19 protein-coding genes, 1 other RNA gene and 2 pseudogenes are annotated in these 16,694 nt (G+C 62.5%); 6 read left to right on the forward strand and 16 right to left on the reverse strand.

Annotation, left to right across the window (positions count from 1 at the left end; all coding sequences use genetic code 11):
• Positions 1–22: 22 nt before the first annotated feature.
• Together NKI66_RS31260 and miaA are read right to left on the reverse strand one after the other, a co-directional pair.
• Positions 23–814: a GGDEF domain-containing protein gene (locus NKI66_RS31260; RefSeq protein WP_023813066.1), complete on the reverse strand. Its 792-nt coding sequence runs from the start codon at positions 812–814 to the stop codon at positions 23–25.
• A gap of 105 nt (positions 815–919) precedes the next feature.
• A complete protein-coding gene (gene miaA, locus NKI66_RS31265; RefSeq protein ID WP_031213588.1) occupies positions 920–1,879 on the reverse strand; it encodes a tRNA (adenosine(37)-N6)-dimethylallyltransferase MiaA in 960 nt (319 codons plus the stop codon).
• Between miaA and serB the strand changes: the two genes are divergently transcribed.
• Both serB and NKI66_RS31275 read left to right on the forward strand, forming a co-directional pair.
• Positions 1,878–2,765 carry a phosphoserine phosphatase SerB gene (serB, locus tag NKI66_RS31270; RefSeq protein WP_023813068.1) on the forward strand — a complete coding sequence of 296 codons (888 nt, stop codon included), beginning with the start codon at positions 1,878–1,880 and terminating at the stop codon, positions 2,763–2,765. The two genes, miaA and serB, sit on opposite strands and share 2 nt — an antisense overlap.
• Positions 2,762–3,324: pseudogene (locus NKI66_RS31275) on the forward strand (GNAT family N-acetyltransferase). The gene serB and the pseudogene NKI66_RS31275 overlap by 4 nt, the downstream one beginning before the upstream one ends.
• Here the strand turns inward: NKI66_RS31275 and NKI66_RS31280 are convergent.
• From NKI66_RS31280 to NKI66_RS31315, 8 genes are all read right to left on the reverse strand, one after another.
• Positions 3,325–3,585: a hypothetical protein gene (locus tag NKI66_RS31280; protein WP_023813069.1), complete on the reverse strand. Its 261-nt coding sequence runs from the start codon at positions 3,583–3,585 to the stop codon at positions 3,325–3,327.
• Positions 3,582–4,007 carry a putative toxin-antitoxin system toxin component, PIN family gene (locus NKI66_RS31285; protein ID WP_023813070.1) on the reverse strand — a complete coding sequence of 142 codons (426 nt, stop codon included), beginning with the start codon at positions 4,005–4,007 and terminating at the stop codon, positions 3,582–3,584. Before NKI66_RS31285 ends, NKI66_RS31280 begins: the two co-directional genes overlap by 4 nt.
• A 55-nt stretch (positions 4,008–4,062) precedes the next feature.
• On the reverse strand, positions 4,063–5,580 hold the full coding sequence (locus tag NKI66_RS31290) for a DegQ family serine endoprotease (protein ID WP_352551872.1): 1,518 nt from the start codon (positions 5,578–5,580) through the stop codon (positions 4,063–4,065).
• Between the two features lie 127 nt (positions 5,581–5,707).
• On the reverse strand, positions 5,708–5,896 hold the full coding sequence (locus NKI66_RS31295; RefSeq protein ID WP_023813072.1) for a DUF2065 domain-containing protein: 189 nt from the start codon (positions 5,894–5,896) through the stop codon (positions 5,708–5,710).
• Positions 5,897–5,902: 6 nt separating this feature from the next.
• Positions 5,903–6,871: a protease modulator HflC gene (gene hflC / locus NKI66_RS31300; protein ID WP_023813073.1), complete on the reverse strand. Its 969-nt coding sequence runs from the start codon at positions 6,869–6,871 to the stop codon at positions 5,903–5,905.
• A complete protein-coding gene (gene hflK / locus NKI66_RS31305; protein ID WP_023813074.1) occupies positions 6,871–7,995 on the reverse strand; it encodes an FtsH protease activity modulator HflK in 1,125 nt (374 codons plus the stop codon). Before hflK ends, hflC begins: the two co-directional genes overlap by 1 nt.
• Positions 7,996–8,175: 180 nt before the next feature.
• A complete protein-coding gene (locus tag NKI66_RS31310; RefSeq protein WP_352753899.1) occupies positions 8,176–8,694 on the reverse strand; it encodes a dihydrofolate reductase in 519 nt (172 codons plus the stop codon).
• Entirely contained in the window at positions 8,694–9,695 is a 1,002-nt protein-coding gene (locus NKI66_RS31315) for a DUF4424 domain-containing protein (RefSeq protein WP_128306067.1), read from the reverse strand. The genes NKI66_RS31310 and NKI66_RS31315 overlap by 1 nt, the downstream gene beginning before the upstream one ends.
• Positions 9,696–9,901: 206 nt before the next feature.
• Here NKI66_RS31315 and cobF point away from each other — a divergent pair, with 206 nt between their 5' ends.
• Positions 9,902–10,702 (forward strand): precorrin-6A synthase (deacetylating), encoded by an 801-nt coding sequence (cobF, locus tag NKI66_RS31320; protein ID WP_128306068.1) that lies wholly within the window; start codon positions 9,902–9,904, stop codon positions 10,700–10,702.
• Between the two features lie 34 nt (positions 10,703–10,736).
• On the opposite strand, the gene NKI66_RS31325 is transcribed toward cobF, so the two are convergent.
• From NKI66_RS31325 to modA, 4 genes are all read right to left on the reverse strand, one after another.
• A complete protein-coding gene (locus NKI66_RS31325; protein WP_127293106.1) occupies positions 10,737–11,078 on the reverse strand; it encodes a winged helix-turn-helix domain-containing protein in 342 nt (113 codons plus the stop codon).
• Between the two features lie 74 nt (positions 11,079–11,152).
• Positions 11,153–12,265 carry a molybdenum ABC transporter ATP-binding protein gene (gene modC / locus NKI66_RS31330; protein ID WP_128306069.1) on the reverse strand — a complete coding sequence of 371 codons (1,113 nt, stop codon included), beginning with the start codon at positions 12,263–12,265 and terminating at the stop codon, positions 11,153–11,155.
• Entirely contained in the window at positions 12,262–12,966 is a 705-nt protein-coding gene (gene modB / locus NKI66_RS31335; RefSeq protein WP_024501415.1) for a molybdate ABC transporter permease subunit, read from the reverse strand. Before modB ends, modC begins: the two co-directional genes overlap by 4 nt.
• A 15-nt stretch (positions 12,967–12,981) precedes the next feature.
• Entirely contained in the window at positions 12,982–13,776 is a 795-nt protein-coding gene (gene modA, locus NKI66_RS31340; protein ID WP_128306070.1) for a molybdate ABC transporter substrate-binding protein, read from the reverse strand.
• A gap of 113 nt (positions 13,777–13,889) precedes the next feature.
• On the opposite strand from modA, the pseudogene NKI66_RS31345 reads away from it, so the two are divergent.
• Positions 13,890–14,129, forward strand: a pseudogene (locus NKI66_RS31345) (TOBE domain-containing protein).
• A gap of 11 nt (positions 14,130–14,140) precedes the next feature.
• On the opposite strand, the gene NKI66_RS31350 reads toward NKI66_RS31345, so the two are convergent.
• Positions 14,141–14,935: a thymidylate synthase gene (locus NKI66_RS31350; protein ID WP_128306071.1), complete on the reverse strand. Its 795-nt coding sequence runs from the start codon at positions 14,933–14,935 to the stop codon at positions 14,141–14,143.
• Between the two features lie 157 nt (positions 14,936–15,092).
• Positions 15,093–15,404, reverse strand: a complete 312-nt coding sequence (locus NKI66_RS31355) for a DUF2853 family protein (protein WP_023813086.1) — start codon at positions 15,402–15,404, stop codon at positions 15,093–15,095.
• Positions 15,405–15,574: 170 nt separating this feature from the next.
• Here NKI66_RS31355 and ssrA point away from each other — a divergent pair.
• Both ssrA and NKI66_RS31365 read left to right on the forward strand, forming a co-directional pair.
• Positions 15,575–15,934: a transfer-messenger RNA gene (gene ssrA / locus NKI66_RS31360) on the forward strand.
• An 83-nt stretch (positions 15,935–16,017) separates the two neighbouring features.
• The gene (locus NKI66_RS31365) at positions 16,018–16,572 is read left to right on the forward strand and encodes an AAA family ATPase (RefSeq protein ID WP_352723418.1); all 555 of its coding nucleotides are present in this window, start codon (positions 16,018–16,020) and stop codon (positions 16,570–16,572) included.
• Positions 16,573–16,694: the final 122 nt, after the last annotated feature.

The following is a 16,694-nucleotide window of genomic DNA, read 5'->3' on the forward strand; positions in this document are numbered from 1 at the left end:
CTCACGAATTCAGTGATGGGATTTAGGCGCAGACGCGGTTGCGGCCTTGCCTCTTCGCTTCGTAAAGCTGGCGGTCGGCGCGGCGATAGAACTCTTCCGCTGTTTCCTTGCGGTCCCAGACGGCGAGCCCGACGCTGGTGGTGATCTTGAGGCGGACATTGCCCGACAGCACCGACATGTTGGCGATCGCCTTGCGGATGCGCTCGGCAAACTTGCCCAGAAGCTCGGCGTCCATGTTGGGCGTGACCACGGCGAACTCCTCGCCGCCCAATCGCGCCACCACATCGTGGTAGCGCGTCATGTCCTTGAGACAGTTCGCGACGGCCTTGAGCACTTCGTCGCCGATGTCATGGCCGTGGGTGTCGTTGACCTGCTTGAAATGGTCGAGATCGAGGATCATCAGCCCGACGGGCTTTTCGATGCGCCGGAACTCCTCAAGATACTCCTTCAGCGCATCATCGAAATAGCGCCGGTTCTGCATGCCGGTCAGGCCGTCGGTCAACGCCGCATGCTCGAGTGTTTCCGAGCGCGCGCTGAGCGAGACCGTCATGGCGCGCAGCTTGCCTTCCTCCGTCGCCTGTTTGCGGATCAGCGGATAGATGAAGAAAATGCCGAAGAACAGCGCGGTGGCCAGGAGCACGCCGGTCGCGAACAAGAGCTTGTTGAGATAGATGACCTTGTCCAGACCCGAAGCCGTATGCAACTCGTCGGCGAAGGACTGCAGAAGTCCGTAAGCATGCAGCGTCACCAGGCCGGCGGCCAGGATCACGAATATAAAGACGAAAAATGCTGATTCCGCCTTGTGGAAACGCATCTGCTCCCCGTTGGAAAAGTGCCCACTGATCTTATGGCATGGGCGGGCTTACGGAGGGTTAATTCAGACAACCACAACGGGAACCTTTCCTTGCAGGTAAACTTTTCAGGTTGCATCGGAAGCAAGCGCTGAGATCGTGGTTTCCAGATCATCACCGGGGCGCAACCTCAGCCATTCCGGCCCCAATTGATGCCTGAACCAGGTGGTTTGCCGCTTGGAATATTGCCTGGTCGCGATCTTGGCGCGTTCGATTGCCTCGGGAAAGCCAATCTCTCCGGCCATCGCTGCCTGCAGTTCGCGAACGCCGATCGCTTTCATCGCCGGCAATTCGGGATCGAGGCCAAGTGCCGCAAGCCGCTTGACCTCGTCCAGCGCGCCCTTGTCCAGCATCTGGTCGAAGCGTTTGTCGATGCGAGCGACCAACGCCGCCCGATCCGGATCGATCACCAGGAAACGCGCGCTTTCCCGGTCGATGAGCGGCTGGCCGCGTTCCGCCTGCCATTCCAGGATCGAACGGCCAGACGCATCGAGAACCTCCAATGCCCGCACGACGCGCTGGCTGTCGGTTGGCTTGAACATCATGGCGGCCGCCGAATCCTCGCGCAGCAGCAGGCTGTGCAGCTTGACGGCGCCCTGCTCCTTCAACTCATAGCGCCAACGGTCGCGGACCCGCTGCGGAATGTCGGGCATTTCCGAAATGCCCTCGGCCAGCGCGCGGAAGTAGAGCCCGGTGCCGCCGACGAAAATCACTGGCCGTTCGAAGAATGTGCCGTCGTCGATCAGCTTCATCACGTCGCGCAGCCAGGCGCCGGTGGAATAGGCGGTGGCCGGTTGGACATGGCCATAAAGATAATGCGGTGCGCGGGCGAGGTCGGCCGCCTCCGGCCGGGCGGTCAGCACGTCGAGCACCGAATAGCCCTGCATGGAATCGGTGTTGACGATCACGCCACCCCTGTGCTCCGCCAGATCGAGCGCAAGCGCCGACTTGCCGCTGGCGGTCGGCCCGGCTATCAGGATCGCGTTCTTCACGCGGCCCTTGCCCGCCTGCCCGCCGGAATGTTCCATGCCGCTCGTCGCCACGCTTGTTTCCCGTCCCACTGAGCGCGCTTTGTCGCTGTCGCTTGCGAATATGGCCTCACGGTCGGTCGGCGCAAGCGCTGTTGTCTGGCTGGCTGAAGCTATTGCCTGCGATCTCGTCCTGCCTGAGGCAGCCGACGCCGCCGTTACGAGTGCCGTCTTGCGCAAGGCACTCGCCGGCGAGGCGGTCGACGTGATCGTCCAAGAGGCAGAAACCCGCCGCAAGAAAATCCTGATCGCCGACATGGATTCGACCATGATCGACCAGGAATGCATCGACGAGCTGGCCGACGAGATCGGCGTCAAGGATCATGTCGCGGCCATCACCGCGCGATCCATGAATGGTGAGATCGCCTTCGAACCGGCTTTGCGCGAGCGGGTGGCGTTGCTCAAGGGCCTCGACGCCGCCGTGGTCGATCGCATCGTCGCCAATCGCCTGACGCTGGCCGCGGGCGGCCGTGTTCTGGTCCGGACCATGCGCGCCAACGGCGCCTGGACGGCACTCGTGTCTGGCGGGTTCGAGGTCTTCACGACGCGCATCGCCGCCATGCTCGGCTTCCAGGAGAACCGTGCCAATCGCCTGCTCGAGCAGGATGGCCGCTTCACCGGCCTTGTCGGCGAGCCGATCCTCGGCCGCGCCGCCAAGGCGGACGCGCTGATCGAAATTTCAGCGCGCCTCGGCCTGACGCCCGCCGACGCCATCGCCGTCGGCGACGGCGCCAATGATCTCGACATGATCCGCCTGGCCGGTACCGGTGTCGCGCTCCACGCCAAGCCGACGGTGGCGGCACAGGCCAAGGTCCGCATCAATCATGGCGACCTGACCGCGCTGCTTTATGTGCAAGGCTACAGGCAGGAGGAGTTTGTGCAATGAAACCAATGCGTACCGAGCGCCTGATCCTGCGCAACTGGGAAGATCGCGACCGCGACCTGTTCCACCGCATCAACTCCGACGAACAGGTGATGGAGTTCTTTCCGTTCCGCCGCGACCGCGCCCAGGCGGATGCCAAGATGGACGAGTTGCGAGGCGTGACCGACCGCGACGGCTATGGCTTTGCCGCCGCCGAGATCATCGCCACCGGTGAATGCATCGGCTTTGTCGGCATCACCGGAACCGAGCATATGCCGTTCCTGCCGGCCGGCACCGTCGAGATCGGCTGGCGGCTGGCGCCTGAATTCTGGGGCAAAGGCTATGTCACTGAAGCCTCGGAAGCCTGGCTGGCCCACGACTTCGAAACCCTCGGCCTTGGCGAGATCGTGTCTTTCGCGGTCTATGACAACCACCGCTCTACGCCGTCATGCAACGCCTCGCCATGACCGCCGATCCGTCCGCCGACTTCGACCACCCCGGCATTCCCGACAGCCATCCCGCGCTCAAGCGACATGTGTTCTACCGGCTGACTGCCAAGAATTGGCGAAAGAAATGTCGCTGATCAATGTCGATCAGGCGGAAGCTCATCGCCAGGTTGCGGAGGTCCGGCAGCAACCCGCTCAAGCAGCTTTCCAAAATCGTCAGCGGACGCATCGCCTGTCCGACGACGCAGGAACTCGGCCGCTGTTTCCATTGCCCCAACTTTCTGCGCCACGGCCGAAGCGATCCACTGATTGAGCGACACGCCATCGGCCTTTGCCAAGCGCATGGCCGCCTCCTTGACCGAAAGCGGGAGTTTCAACGGATAAGTCGCTTTGCTCATGTTCGAAATCCTTCCAGGAACTCAGCCGGGCTTACGACTTGGACATCGAAACGGCCTGCCCCAGCCACAAAATCCCGGCGATTGTGAGTCACCAACGCATCCGCCCGACCGTTGATCGCCGCTTCCAGCACCATCTCATCCTTCGGATCGCTCAATTGCGGACGCCAGAGAAAGTGCAGTTCGACCGGCTCGGCCAAGGCCGCAAAGCCGGCCAACAGTCCATCTAAATCCGTAGTGGACAACCCGTGAATCGCCATTTGCTCGGGTCGGGACAGAACGGTTTCGTATTCAAGAAACAGCGCTGTCGTCACCAATGGGCAAACCCGCCGGTCCGCAACCAGTTGCAAGATAGCGAACGATGCACCATTCCTGCTTCGCAAACCTGCCGTCAGAACGTTTGTGTCCAGTACGATCCGCTTCACAAGGCAAAATAGTACATCCCATAGGATGTTACAATATGCCTGCGGGCTGCTGACTTCAGTCCATCCGGATCGTCACGAACCTGAGCTCACCGGTCTTCGAGGCCAGCATCAAGAGTGCATTCTTGCGCCCCTGTTCCTTCAAGGCGCCGATGCGATCCATGACGTCCTTGGGGGTGGCGACCGATTCCTGTGCGATCTCGGTGATCACCTCGCCGGGCTGGATGCCGCGTTCGGCGGCTGCCGAGTCCTTGGTGACGTCGGTGATGACGACGCCCGAAACATCGGCCGCAATGCTGAACCTCTTGCGTGTCTCGTCGTTCAGTTCGCCGACCGTCATGCCGAGCACCGAAGCAGTGGAAACGGCTGGAGCCTTGTCACCCTTGTCCTGGTCGGTGTTGCTGCCCTCCTCGCCGCTGGCGAGTTTTTCGCCATCCTCGAGCCGGCCGAGCGTTACTTTCACGGTCTGCTCGACACCCTTGCGCACGATGAGCACATCGACCGCCTTGCCAACCGGGCTTTCGGCGACGACGCGCGGCAGATCGCGCATCTCATGGATGTCCTTGCCGTCGAACTTGATGACGACATCGCCCGCCTGGATGGTGCCATTGTCGACCGGGCCGCCCTTGATCACGCCGGCGACCAGCGCGCCCTTGGCGGTCGCCATGCCGAGGCTTTCGGCGATGTCGTCGGTCACCGGCTGGATGCGCACGCCCAGCCAGCCGCGCCGCGTCTCGCCGAACTGGCGCAACTGGTCGACGACGCCGGACGCGAGCTGCGAGGGGATGGAGAAGCCGATGCCGATCGAACCGCCGGAAGGCGAAATGATCGCCGTGTTGATGCCGATGACTTCGCCGGCGCTGTTGAACAGCGGTCCGCCGGAATTGCCACGGTTGATCGCGGCATCGGTCTGGATGAAGTCGTCATAGGGGCCGGAATTGATGTCGCGGTTGCGGGCAGAGACGATGCCGACCGTCACCGTGCCGCCGAGGCCGAACGGATTGCCGATCGCCATTACCCAGTCGCCGACGCGCATCTTGGTGGAATCGCCGAACTTCACCGCCGTCAGCTTGTGGCCTTTCGGATCGACCTTGAGCACGGCGACATCGGTCTTGGTGTCGGTGCCGACCAGCGTCGCCTTCAAGGTGACACCATCGGAGAAATTGACCTCGATGTCATCGGCATCGGCAATGACATGGTTGTTGGTGACGACGATGCCTTGCTCGGCATCGATGACGAAGCCGGAGCCCAGCGACTGCACCTTCTGCGAGCCGTTGTCCTTGTCGCCGCCGCGGTTCTTGAAGAAATCGTCGAAGAAATCCTGGAAGGGCGACCCCTCGGGCAATTGCGGCATCGGCACGGCGCCCGGGCCTTCGGTGCCCTTGACCGTCTGCGAGGTCGATATGTTGACCACCGCGCCGAGCAGGCCTTGCGCCAGATCGGCGACCGAAGCGGGTCCATCGGCGGCAAATGTCGGCGTCACGAAGGACGGGACAGCGACGGCGCTGACAAGAAGTGCCGCCGCGCCGGCGATGAATGTCCGCCGAGCCGCGCACAGAATTGTATTGGATGTCATCGAGAAGCCTCCCGGTATCCTTGAAAAGAAAAGCGCTTCGACGAAAACGCCGCGTCACGCCATGTTGGCAAAAAATACGGCACGTTTGCGGCTATGACTATCGGCAGAGGATAAATCATCGCCGCCGTCATGCGCCCCGCACCAGCCAGACGATGCCGACGCCGATCACGATCGCCGCCAGCCCGGCGATCCGCAGCGCGTTCTCGGGCAGCGACAGCACTTCGGTGGCAAGTTTCCTGGCCAGGCCGGGAAAACCGCCATAGACCAGACCCTCTATGACAAGGACCAGGCCCATGGCGGCAAGAAAATCCTGCACCGGCCGCTACTGGCCGGTGCTGGGCTGTGCCGCCGGCGCGGCGGGTGCCGTCGCCGGAGCGTTTGGCGCAGGCGAAGCCGGCTTTGCCGGCCCCTCGCTGCCGTCGGGATTGCGGAAGAAACGGAAGAACTCCGAGTTCGGCGACAGCACCATCGTCGTTCCGGTGTTGTCCAGCGCCGTGCCATAGGCATTCATCGACCGGTAGAAGTCGAAGAAGGCCGGATCGCGCTGATAGGCTCCCGCGAAGGTGGCGCTGCGCTGGGCTTCGCCCTCGCCGCGCAGGATTTCCGACTCTTTTTGCGCTTCGGCGACAATCTCGACCACTTCGCGATCGGCGCGGGCCGTGATGCGCTGCGCCGCTTCGTTGCCGCGTGCCCTCAGCCGCGCAGCTTCCGCCAGGCGTTCCGCCTTCATGCGGTCGAAGGTCTGCTGCGAGACTTCGGCCGTGAGATCGGTGCGGCGGATACGGACATCCTCGATCTGCAGGCCGAGCGAGGTGGCGTCGGGCCTGAGCTGGTCGCGGACTTCGCGCATCATCACGCCGCGCTCTTCGGAGAGTGCTGCCTCGAAATCACGCAGACCATAGACACGGCGCAAGGCAGCGTCGAGACGCGTCCTGAGCCGGGCCTCGGCCAATTCGATCTGACCGGACACGGCGGAGCGGAAGACCCGCGGATCCGAGATGCGGTAGGCGATGAAGGCATCGACCTCATAGAACTTGCCGCCCGAGACCTGGACGCGGATGTTGTCGAGGTCGAAGCGCAGCACCCGGTTCTCGATCAGCTGCACCGTATCGGCGTCGAAGAACGAGAACGGCGCCTTGAAGTAGATGCCGGGTTCGCTCTTGACGTCGACGATCTCGCCGAACCTGAGCACCAGCGCCTGCTGACGCGCATTGACCACGAAGACCGACGAATAGAGCAGGAACAGGATAACCGCTGCTGCGACGACGATGATGGGAAGACGGTTGGCCATCACTGGTTACCTCCCGTAACGCCACTGGGCGCAGCGGGTGCCGGCGCTTTCGGCTGCAATGCCGGCAGCGGCAGATAGGGAACGACCCCTTGCCCGTTGCCCTGCTCGACGATGACCTTGCTCGAATCCTTCAGAACCTTCTCCATGGTTTCCAGGTAGAGGCGCTTGCGCGTTACATCGGGCGCCTTGGCATATTCGTCATAGACCGAGATGAAGCGCTGCGCCTCACCCTCGGCTTCCTGCACGACCCGGTTCTTGTAGGCGGCCGCGTCTTCGCGGATCTGTGCGGCCTCGCCGCGCGCCTGCCCGAGCTTCTGGTTGGAGTACTGGTTGGCCTGCTCGACGAACTTGTCCTCGTCCTGCTCGGCGCGCTGCACTTCGTCGAACGCATCGGCCACTTCACGTGGCGGTGCCGCATCCTCGATCGAGACGGCGTTGACGTTGAGACCGGCCTTGTAGCCGTCCAGCGTCGTCTGGATGATTTCACGCACCGAGGCGGCAATGCCCTGGCGGTCGTCGCGGAAGATGTCCTGCGCCGGCCGGCGGCCGACGGCTTCACGCATGGCGCTTTCGGCAACCTGCCGCAGCATGCCGTCGGGATCGGACACATCGAAGAGATACGCGCTCGGGTCGGAGACCTGATAGGCGACCGAGAACTGGACGTTGACGATGTTCTGGTCGCCGGTAAGCATCAGCCCGGACGTGTTGCCACTCGTCGCGCCGCCGCCGCCGATATCGACGAGCTGCTCGGAAATCTTGGCCGTCTCGACGGTTTCGAGCGGCCACCAATGGAAATGCAGGCCAGGCTGCGACAGTTCGGTCTTCGGCTTGCCGAAGCGCAATTCGACCGCGACCTCGTCGGGCTGCACGGTATAAACCGCCTTGAACGCCCACAGCACCACAAGTGCAGCCGCGATCAGGGCGAAGATAGCCGGGCTTGCGCCGCCGCCACCCGGCAGAGCGCGCCGCAGCCGGTCCTGGCCGCGGCGGATGATGTCTTCGAGATCGGGAGGCGAGCCCTGTGGGCCGCTGGGTCCCTTTGGACCCTGCCCCCAGGGTCCCTGATTGTTGCCGCCGCCACCCCATGGGCCGCCGCCACCGCCGCTTTTGTCGTTCCAGGGCATGAATGTCCTTTCGCTTGGAATTCCCTCAAGCGCCGGTATTACGGCGCAAAATCCAGTATTGTTCTTCTATAGGGACGCCACGAGGCGCTTTCAACGCGATGCGCTGCCGACTTCGTCCGATTTGTCCGGTCGCGACCCTTTGTCTTCCTTCAATGCCCCCTTCAATGCCCCTTTTTTCAGTCAATGTCTCTCTCGACGCCGCTCGTAAACCGAATAGCGCGTCGGGTGGCTGTCCTTTTCCCCGGCCGGGACGTCGTGCGAGCTGACAATACGCCAGGAATCAGGATCGATCGGCGGGAAATGTGCGTCGCCGTCGACCGCTGCCAGCACATGGGTGACATACAGCCGATCGGCCAGAAGCATGGCCTGGGCATAGATTTCGCCGCCGCCGATGACGCACACCTCGTCCACACCGACCATGCGGCGCCCGCGCACCGTCGCCAGTTGGACCGCGGCTTCGAGCGAATGTGCCACCTCCACGCCCTCGGCGCGCCAGGTCTTGTCGCGGGTGACGACGATGTTCAACCTGCCCGGCAGCGGCCGGCCGATGCCCTCATAGGTCTTGCGGCCCATGATGATGGGCTTGCCCATCGTATCGGCCTTGAAGCGCTTGAGATCGGTGGAGAGCCGCCACGGGAGCCCGCCGTCCCGCCCGATCACGCCGTTCTCGGCGATGGCAACGTAGATTGCGACATGCATCAATTGTCGTCCGTTGGCTCGAGGATCAGGATGTCGATGTCGCGCTCGGGGTAGAAATTATCCGCCGTCATCTCGAATGTCGTCGGTCCGGTCTTTCTGACATTGTCGCCGCAGAACGAGACCAGGGCTTTCGGATTGCCCTTGTCGATCGTCAGCTTGAACTTTCCGATTGTGCCGGTGGCCCAGTTGCCGCCGGTGGTCAGGATATAGGCGATGCGGTTCTCGACATATTTGGGGTAGCCGTCAGGGTCGTTCTTCGCCGCCTTGCGCACCGCACTCTCGAATGTATCGTCCATGCAATAGCGGGCCTTGTAGGCCGCATACTGACCCTGGAATTTGCCGTCGTAAAAGAAGCTGACTGAAGACGTGCCGCCGACGCTCGGCTTGTAATGGTGGGAAACATGAACGTCCTTGTTGGCTGGAAAGGTCGAGCGCCACCAGTAGGTCGAACGCAATTGCCAGAACGGCGTGTAGACCTTGGTCGTCTCGGTGCCGTCGCTGCCGGTGTCCTCGATGATGATGCCGCGGTTGACCCAGTCATCGACAACCGCTTGCGGCAACTTGGCCAGCGCCGCCTTCGCCGCATCGCCGAATGGATAGAACGGCACGTTTTGCGCCTTCATCTCTGCGCTGATGTCGATGCCTAGCGCCAACACCTTCTGCTCGAGCTGCGGCTTGACGGCGGCACCGTCGATCGTCACCTCGAAGCCGAGGAAATTGTCGCTCTGGTTTTCGGGAATCGCCGGGATTTCTTCGGGATTGCCCGATATTTCGGGCATCGGGAAGGCGACGATGGCCTCGACATCGCGATCGGTGTTGTTGTGGAAGACATAGTCGACAGTGACCTTTTCCGGCGAGATGAAAAGATCCTCGCTTTGCATCGCCACGGCATCGCTGCGCGACAGGATCAGGCCGCCAGTGCCAAGTTCGGCAACCGAATCGTTGGCGAAGGCGGGCGCGGGCGACAGGGCCAGCACGGCGGTCAGAACATATCGCAACATGGAAGCCCCCTCGGCTAGAATGCCTGCAGGACCCTAGCCGTTTCAATGTGGCGTTTCAAAGCCCTTCCGCATCCGCGGACGCGCCAAAAAGGGTCTGGAGCAAGCGGTCTGGACACCCAGCAGCGGTCTGGACACGCGCCAGCGCGGTCTGGACACGCGCCAGCGCGGTCTGGACTAACGGGTTCCGATCGGGCAGGAGTTCGCCCATGCGCAAGCTTCTCGTCATCGGCATCGGCGCCGGCAATCCCGACCACATGACCGTTCAGGCCATATCAGGCCTGAACCAGGCGGATGTGCTGTTCATTCCCGACAAGGGCGCGAAAAAAAATGAACTGGCCGAACTGCGCCGCCGGATATGCGACCGCTTCGTCACCAACCCGAAATCACGCCGTGTCGAATTCGACGTGCCGTTGCGCGACCTGCCAATGGAAGATGGGCCAGTAGAAGATGGGCCGGCCCCCTCCTACCGCTCGACCGTCGATGACTGGCATGAAGCCATCGCCACCATTTACGAAAGCCTGATCCGCGACGAGATCGCAGGGGATGGCTGCGGCGCCTTCCTGATCTGGGGCGACCCTTCGCTCTACGACAGCGCGTTGCGCATCCTCGAGCGCGTGCGCCTGCGGGGCAATGTCGCGTTCGAGCTTGAGGTGATACCCGGCATCACCGCTGTCCAGGCGCTGGCCGCCAGCCACAAGATGGCACTGAACCGCATCGGCGATTCCGTCCTCATCACCACCGGCCGCCGCCTGACTGAGGAAGGCATGCCGGACAATGCCGGAAGCGCGGTCGTCCTGCTCGACGGCAAATGCGCCTTCAACACGCTGGCCGACAAGGATGTCGTCATCCATTGGGGCGCCTATCTCGGAACGGAAGACGAGATCACTCTCTCCGGCAGGATCGGTGACATCGGCGCAAAGATCGAAAAGGTTCGAGAGGAAGCTCGTCGGCAGAAGGGCTGGATCATGGACAGCTATTTGCTGCGCAAGCCCGGTGAAGAGCAATAAGTCCTACTCCCCTACTCCCCTACTCCCTTCCCCCTCACCCAGCATCAATCTCCGCCTGCAATGCCTCCATATGCGTCGCCGCCGCCGCAGCCGCCGCACGCTCGATGGCGCGAAAACGGCTGACCACCGCCAGCCCCACAGCCGTCAGTTGCGCGCCGCCGCCCTTGCGGCCACCGGTCTGTGCCGCCACCAGCGGCTTGCCGAACACCCGGTTCATGTCCTCGACCAGGTCCCAGGCGTGCTTGTAGGACATCTCCATGCCGCGCGCGGCGGCCGAAATGGAGCCGAAGGCGGCGATCTGTTCCAGGAGTTCGATCTTGCCCGGCCCGACGCGCCCGTCGGGGTCGAGATTTATCCGCAAGCTCAGCGACGGCATCATTACTCTCCGCGGTCCAACCTCATACTAGAAGCTCCCTGGCGAAACCGCTATTCCAAAAAGACATAGCGGGATCACCCATCCACCTCGGCGGGCAGGCCGGCGCCGGTGTTCGCCCGATCGAAGCTCACCGTCTTGATCACCGCGAAAACCTTGCCGCCAAGATGGAGCTTCAGCGCCTGCCGCGACTGTTCGGTGATGCGGGCAAGCACGGTTGCACCATTGCAGTCGATACCGACCTCGACCGCAGGCCCTTCGCCGGGGCTCATCGCGGTAATGGTTCCCGGCAGAATGTTGAGCGCGCTGAGACCCCTCGGCTTTTCGGTGGCGATCATCACATCGCGGGCGCGGATACGGATGCGCACCGGCGTACCTGTTTTCATCGCCAGCTGTGGCACCCGGAGCTCGCCCGCGGCCGAGCCGAGCACGGTCATACCGAAAGTCTCGTCGTGACGCAGCACCTTGGTGTCCAGCACGGCGCCCCCCTCGCCGCGCTCCTCCGCCGGCAACAGGTCGAGCCTTTGCATCACCGCCTCGGTCGGCCCGCTGGCAACGACATTGCCCTGCGCCAGCATCACCACGTCGCTGGCCAGCCTCGCCACTTCGGCGACCGAATGACTGACATAGACGATCGGGATTTTCGTCTCGTCGCGCAGCCTTTCGACATAGGGCAGGATTTCGGCCTTGCGCGCTTCGTCGAGCGAGGCCAGCGGTTCGTCCATGAGCAGCAGTCTGGGGCTGGCAAGCAATGCCCGGCCGATCGCCACGCGCTGTTTCTCGCCGCCCGAGAGCTTTGCCGGCCGCCTGTTCATGAGCGGCCCGATGCCGAGCAGGTCGACGACGGCATCGATATCGGCGTAGCGCTCCGCCGGCGGCGTGAACCAGCGGCCGTAGCGCAGATTGCCGGCAACGCTCATATGCGGAAACAGCCGTGCGTCCTGGAACACCATGCCGATGCGGCGCTTGTGCTTCGGCACGAAAATGCCGGCACCGGTATCGACCAGCACACGGCCGTCGACCTCGATGCGTCCCTTGTCGGGCCGGATCAGCCCGGCAATCATGTCGATCAGCGTCGTCTTGCCCGACCCCGACGCTCCGAACAGCGCCGTCAGCCGCCCGGCGCTTTCGAAGCGGGCGTCGATGGCGAAACCGCCGAGCCGATGACTGATGTCGACGAGAACGCTCATTCGATGTCCAGTCGCCGGCCGACACGCCGCGCCAGCACCTCCGAAGCCACCAGCGCGGCCATGGAGATGACGATGGAGATCAGCGTCAGGCGGAGCGCCCCTTCATCGCCCCCCGGCACCTGCGTGAATGTGTAGATCGCCGACGGCAATGTCTGCGTCTCATTGGGAATGTTGGAGACGAAGGTGATGGTGGCGCCGAACTCGCCCATCGCCTTGGCGAAGGCGAGGATGGCGCCGGCGATCAGCCCGGGCAGGATCAGAGGCAGCGTGATGGTGGCAAAAACCCAGAGCGAATTGGCGCCGAGCGTTCCCGCCGCCGCTTCCATCTTGCGGTCCACCGCCTCGATCGACAACCGGATCGCCCGCACCATCAGCGGAAAGCCCATGACGCCGCAGGCCAGCGCCGCGCCTGTCCAGCGGAAGGAGAAGACAATGCCGAAATGCTCTGCCAGGAAGGCGCCGGCCGGGCCGCGCCGGCCGAAGGTGAGCAGCAGCAGGTAGCCGGTCACCACGGGCGGCAGGATCAGCGGCAGATGCACCAGCCCGTTGAGAACGGTCTTGCCCCAGAACTGTCCCCGGGCAAGCAGCAGCGCAATCAAGATGCCTGGCGGCAGGCTGGCGAGCATCGCCACCGTTGCCACCTTGATGGACAGCCGAACCGCATTCCATTCGTCGGGAGTGAGGTCCAGCAGCCAGTTCATAGTGCCCCTTGGAACTCAGTTGCTCGGCGCGAGCACGGTAAATCCCTGATCCTTGAACAGCGCGGCCGCCTTGGCCGACTGCAGGCATTTCAGGAAAGCCGGCGTATCCTTGTCCTTCGAATCGGCGGTCTGGGCAACCGGATAAATGATCGGCGGATGCGAATCCTCCGGGAAGGTGCCGACCACCTTGACGCCCTTTTCGGCATGCGCATCAGTGGCGTAGACGATGCCAAGGGCTGCTTCACCCGTCGAAACCAGCTTCAGCGCCGCGCGCACGTTTTCGGCCTGCGCCACCTTGCCTTCGACCGAAGACCAGACGCCGAGCGATTCAAGTGCGGCCTTGCCGTATTTGCCGGCCGGCACCGCCTTGAAATCGCCCATGGCGAGCTTGCCGTCGCCGATCAGCTTGGCGAGGTCAAAGCCCTTCTCGATCCTGGTGTCGACCGCCGAGTCCTTCGGCGCCACCAGCACGATCTCATTGCCGAGCAGCTTCACTTCGGTGTCCGGCTTGGTCAGCTTCTTGTCGGAGAGATATCTCATCCAGTCGAGATCGGCCGAGATAAAGACGTCGGCAGGCGCCCCGCCCTCGATCTGTTTGGCCAGCGCCGAACTCGCGGCATAGGAGACAGTCGCCGCCTCGCCGACATCGGCCTCGCAGGCTTTGTTCACGGCGTCGAGCGCGTCCTTGAGGCTGGCCGCGGCAAACACCACCACCTTGTCTTCCGCATGTGCTGCCGGCACGACTGCCATCAGCGCCGCAGCGAAGCCACCAATGGCGATCGCCCTCGATCCAAAACCTTTGCGCAGCATGGGAACTCTCCTCGGTTTGAAAGCTAGTCAGCCCTAAGTCTCCGACCGATATATCCGCATGAATATAACAAGGGAAGGCCCGGCGCCCCATGAAAGCGTCCGTACGACACCAATTGTCCTGGAAAGACCGGCAAAGAAACCCTGGAAAGATCAGTGCCCGCAACATCCCCTCCGGGGAACGATCGCCGAGATCGTCAAGGAGCCACCACCTCGCATGTCACGATCGACATCGGTGGCGGCGCCATCGTCACCGCCTCGATCACCAACAAGGCCGTCGCCGATCTCAAGCTCAAAAGGGCAAGCAGGCCTATGCCGTGGTCAAGGCCTCGGACGTGATGGTCGGCATCGACTGAAATTTGCGGCCTTAGACCGCGATCGGCGCTTTGATCGACGCGTCTGCGACGTAGTTTTCCAGCCGGAAATCCTCGAAGCGGAAGGCGAACAGGTCCTTCACCTCGGGGTTGATCCACATCGTCGGCAGCGCCCTCGGCGTGCGCCGCAGCTGTTCGCGCGCCTGCTCGAAATGGTTCGAGTAGAGATGCGCATCGCCAAGTGTGTGGACGAAATCGCCGGGTTTCAGCCCGGTGACCTGCGCCACCATCACGGTCAGCAGGGCATAGGACGCAATGTTGAACGGCACGCCGAGAAAGATATCGGCCGACCGCTGGTAAAGCTGACAGGAGAGCCGCCCTTCCGAAACATAGAACTGGAAAAGGCAGTGGCAGGGTGGCAGCGCCATCGCTTCCACCTCGGCTGGATTCCATGCCGAAACGATCAGCCGCCGCGATTGAGGGTTTTTGCGTATCTCCTTGAGGAGATTCGCGATCTGATCGATCGAGCCGCCATGGCCATCCGGCCAGGAACGCCACTGCTTGCCGTAGACCGGGCCGAGATCGCCATTCTCGTCGGCCCATTCGTCCCAGATCGAAACGCCATGGTCGGTGAGGTATTTGATGTTGGTATCGCCGGCCAGGAACCACAGAAGCTCATGGATGATCGACTTGAGATGCAACTTCTTGGTCGTGGTGACGGGAAAGCCGCGCGCCAGGTCGAAACGCATCTGGTAGCCGAAGACGGAGCGGGTTCCGGTGCCGGTGCGGTCGCCGCGATCGGCGCCGTTGTCCAGCACGTGCTGCAGGAGGTCGAGATACTGGCGCATCGGTTCCGGCTCGATTCGGTTGTCCAGCCATCATAGCTTACGGACAGGCAATCGAACACCACAAAGCAGCGCAAGCCCTGCCCGAAGCCCGCCAGTCCCCAACAACATCAGGGCTGGCGCATGGACCGCGCCAGCCCTGCGAATTGAAGCGCGGTCGTCAGAGGGAGCCGAGCTTGCCCAGGTCCTTCGCGACGAGGTAGTAGAAAGTCACCCGGCTCTTGGTGTTGTCGGCAGCCATTGCCTTGCAAGTCTTCTCGATGGATGCATCGGCCTTCGCTGCATCGCTGATGCCGAGCTTCTTGGCGACCCAGTTGTCCCTGACACGCCCGAGTTCCTTCGGGTCGGTGCAGGATACCAGCGAGGAATCGCGGTTCCTGAGCGCGATGCCTAGGTGCTTGACGATCTTTTCAACCGCATCAGCACTGGCGCCGGCATCGTATTTCTTCACGTCTGCAAGATAGTCGGCCATCAAAATTCCCCTCGTCGGCGCCACGGATCCGATCGATGAGGGCTGTGGCGCGCTGCTGCAACATGTGCGCTAGGTCGGTAACTCCTCACCGGGGCAAAGCTTCGGTTGAGACCGCGCCCAAGTCAACCCTTTGGACTTGCGGTTTTGTCAGGGGGACAAAGTGCCATTGCGGCCTTCCATTTCTTGCGATGGCCCCCTATATTCGGTTTGTCGGCTTGACCGACTATGGCGATAAATGGGCGATGAAATAAGCCGTTCGGACCCGGGGGCGGTACCCGGCGCCTCCACCAAAAGCCGCTGCTGATGACAGAGCGGTTTTTGCTGGGGGCGAAATAGGATCGACGAAGGTGTAAAGATCGTACTTTTGCCCGGCATGGTACCACCGTCATCGGGCTAAACCTGTAGTTGCAAATGACAACTATGCGGAAGCACGTCTCGCCGCGTAAGCGGTGCGATAGCTTCAAATCAAGCCCTAGAGGTTCGCACTTCTAGGCGGGGTTCGGAGGTACCTGGCAACAGAAACCTCCACTTCTCCCCTCCTCCGATATGCAGCATGCGCAGTGGCAGCTTCGCCGCGAAGGCGCCGGCCGCGTGCTCCCTCCATGGACAAAACATGCAAAACGATTCCGATCGCTTCTTCGTGCTGACCGGCGGTCCTGGTTCCGGCAAGACCACCTTGATCGAAGCCCTGCGCCACGCAGGCTTTGCCACCTCGGCGGAAGCCGGGCGCGGCATCATCCGCGACCAGTCCGACATTGGCGGACCCGCTTTGCCCTGGCGTGATCGCGCCCTGTTCGCCGAGTTAATGCTGTCATGGGAGATGCGCTCGTATCAAATTGCGCAAGAACAGACCGGGCGTCCTGTTTTTTTCGATTGTGGCGTTCCGGACACGCTCGGCTATCTCAGGCTGAGCGGCCTGCCGGTATCCGAACACGCCACCGCTGCCGCCGAGCGCTTCCGCTATCATCAGCGCGTCTTCGTCGCCCCGCTTTGGCCGGAGATCTTCGCGCAGGATGAGGAGAGAAAGCAGACGCTTGAGGAGGCCGAGCGTACCTATCATGCGCTGGTCGGCGTCTACACGGAGTTGGGCTATGAAACCGTCCCGCTGCCTTTGGCGACGGTCGAGGAGCGGCTGCGCTTCGTGCTGATCGAGGCAGGATTGGCATGAAAAAGGCCGGGATGAACCCGTAATGCAGTTCACTTAAGTTGGGCTGGATGAGGATCTGGTAAGACCTATCGAACAGGATGGAGATTCGTTTCCATCCTGTTCGTGTTTTGAGATGCCAGGTC

The sequence above is a fragment of the Mesorhizobium sp. M0518 genome (genome assembly GCF_040321125.1).
GTDB lineage: Bacteria > Pseudomonadota > Alphaproteobacteria > Rhizobiales > Rhizobiaceae > Mesorhizobium.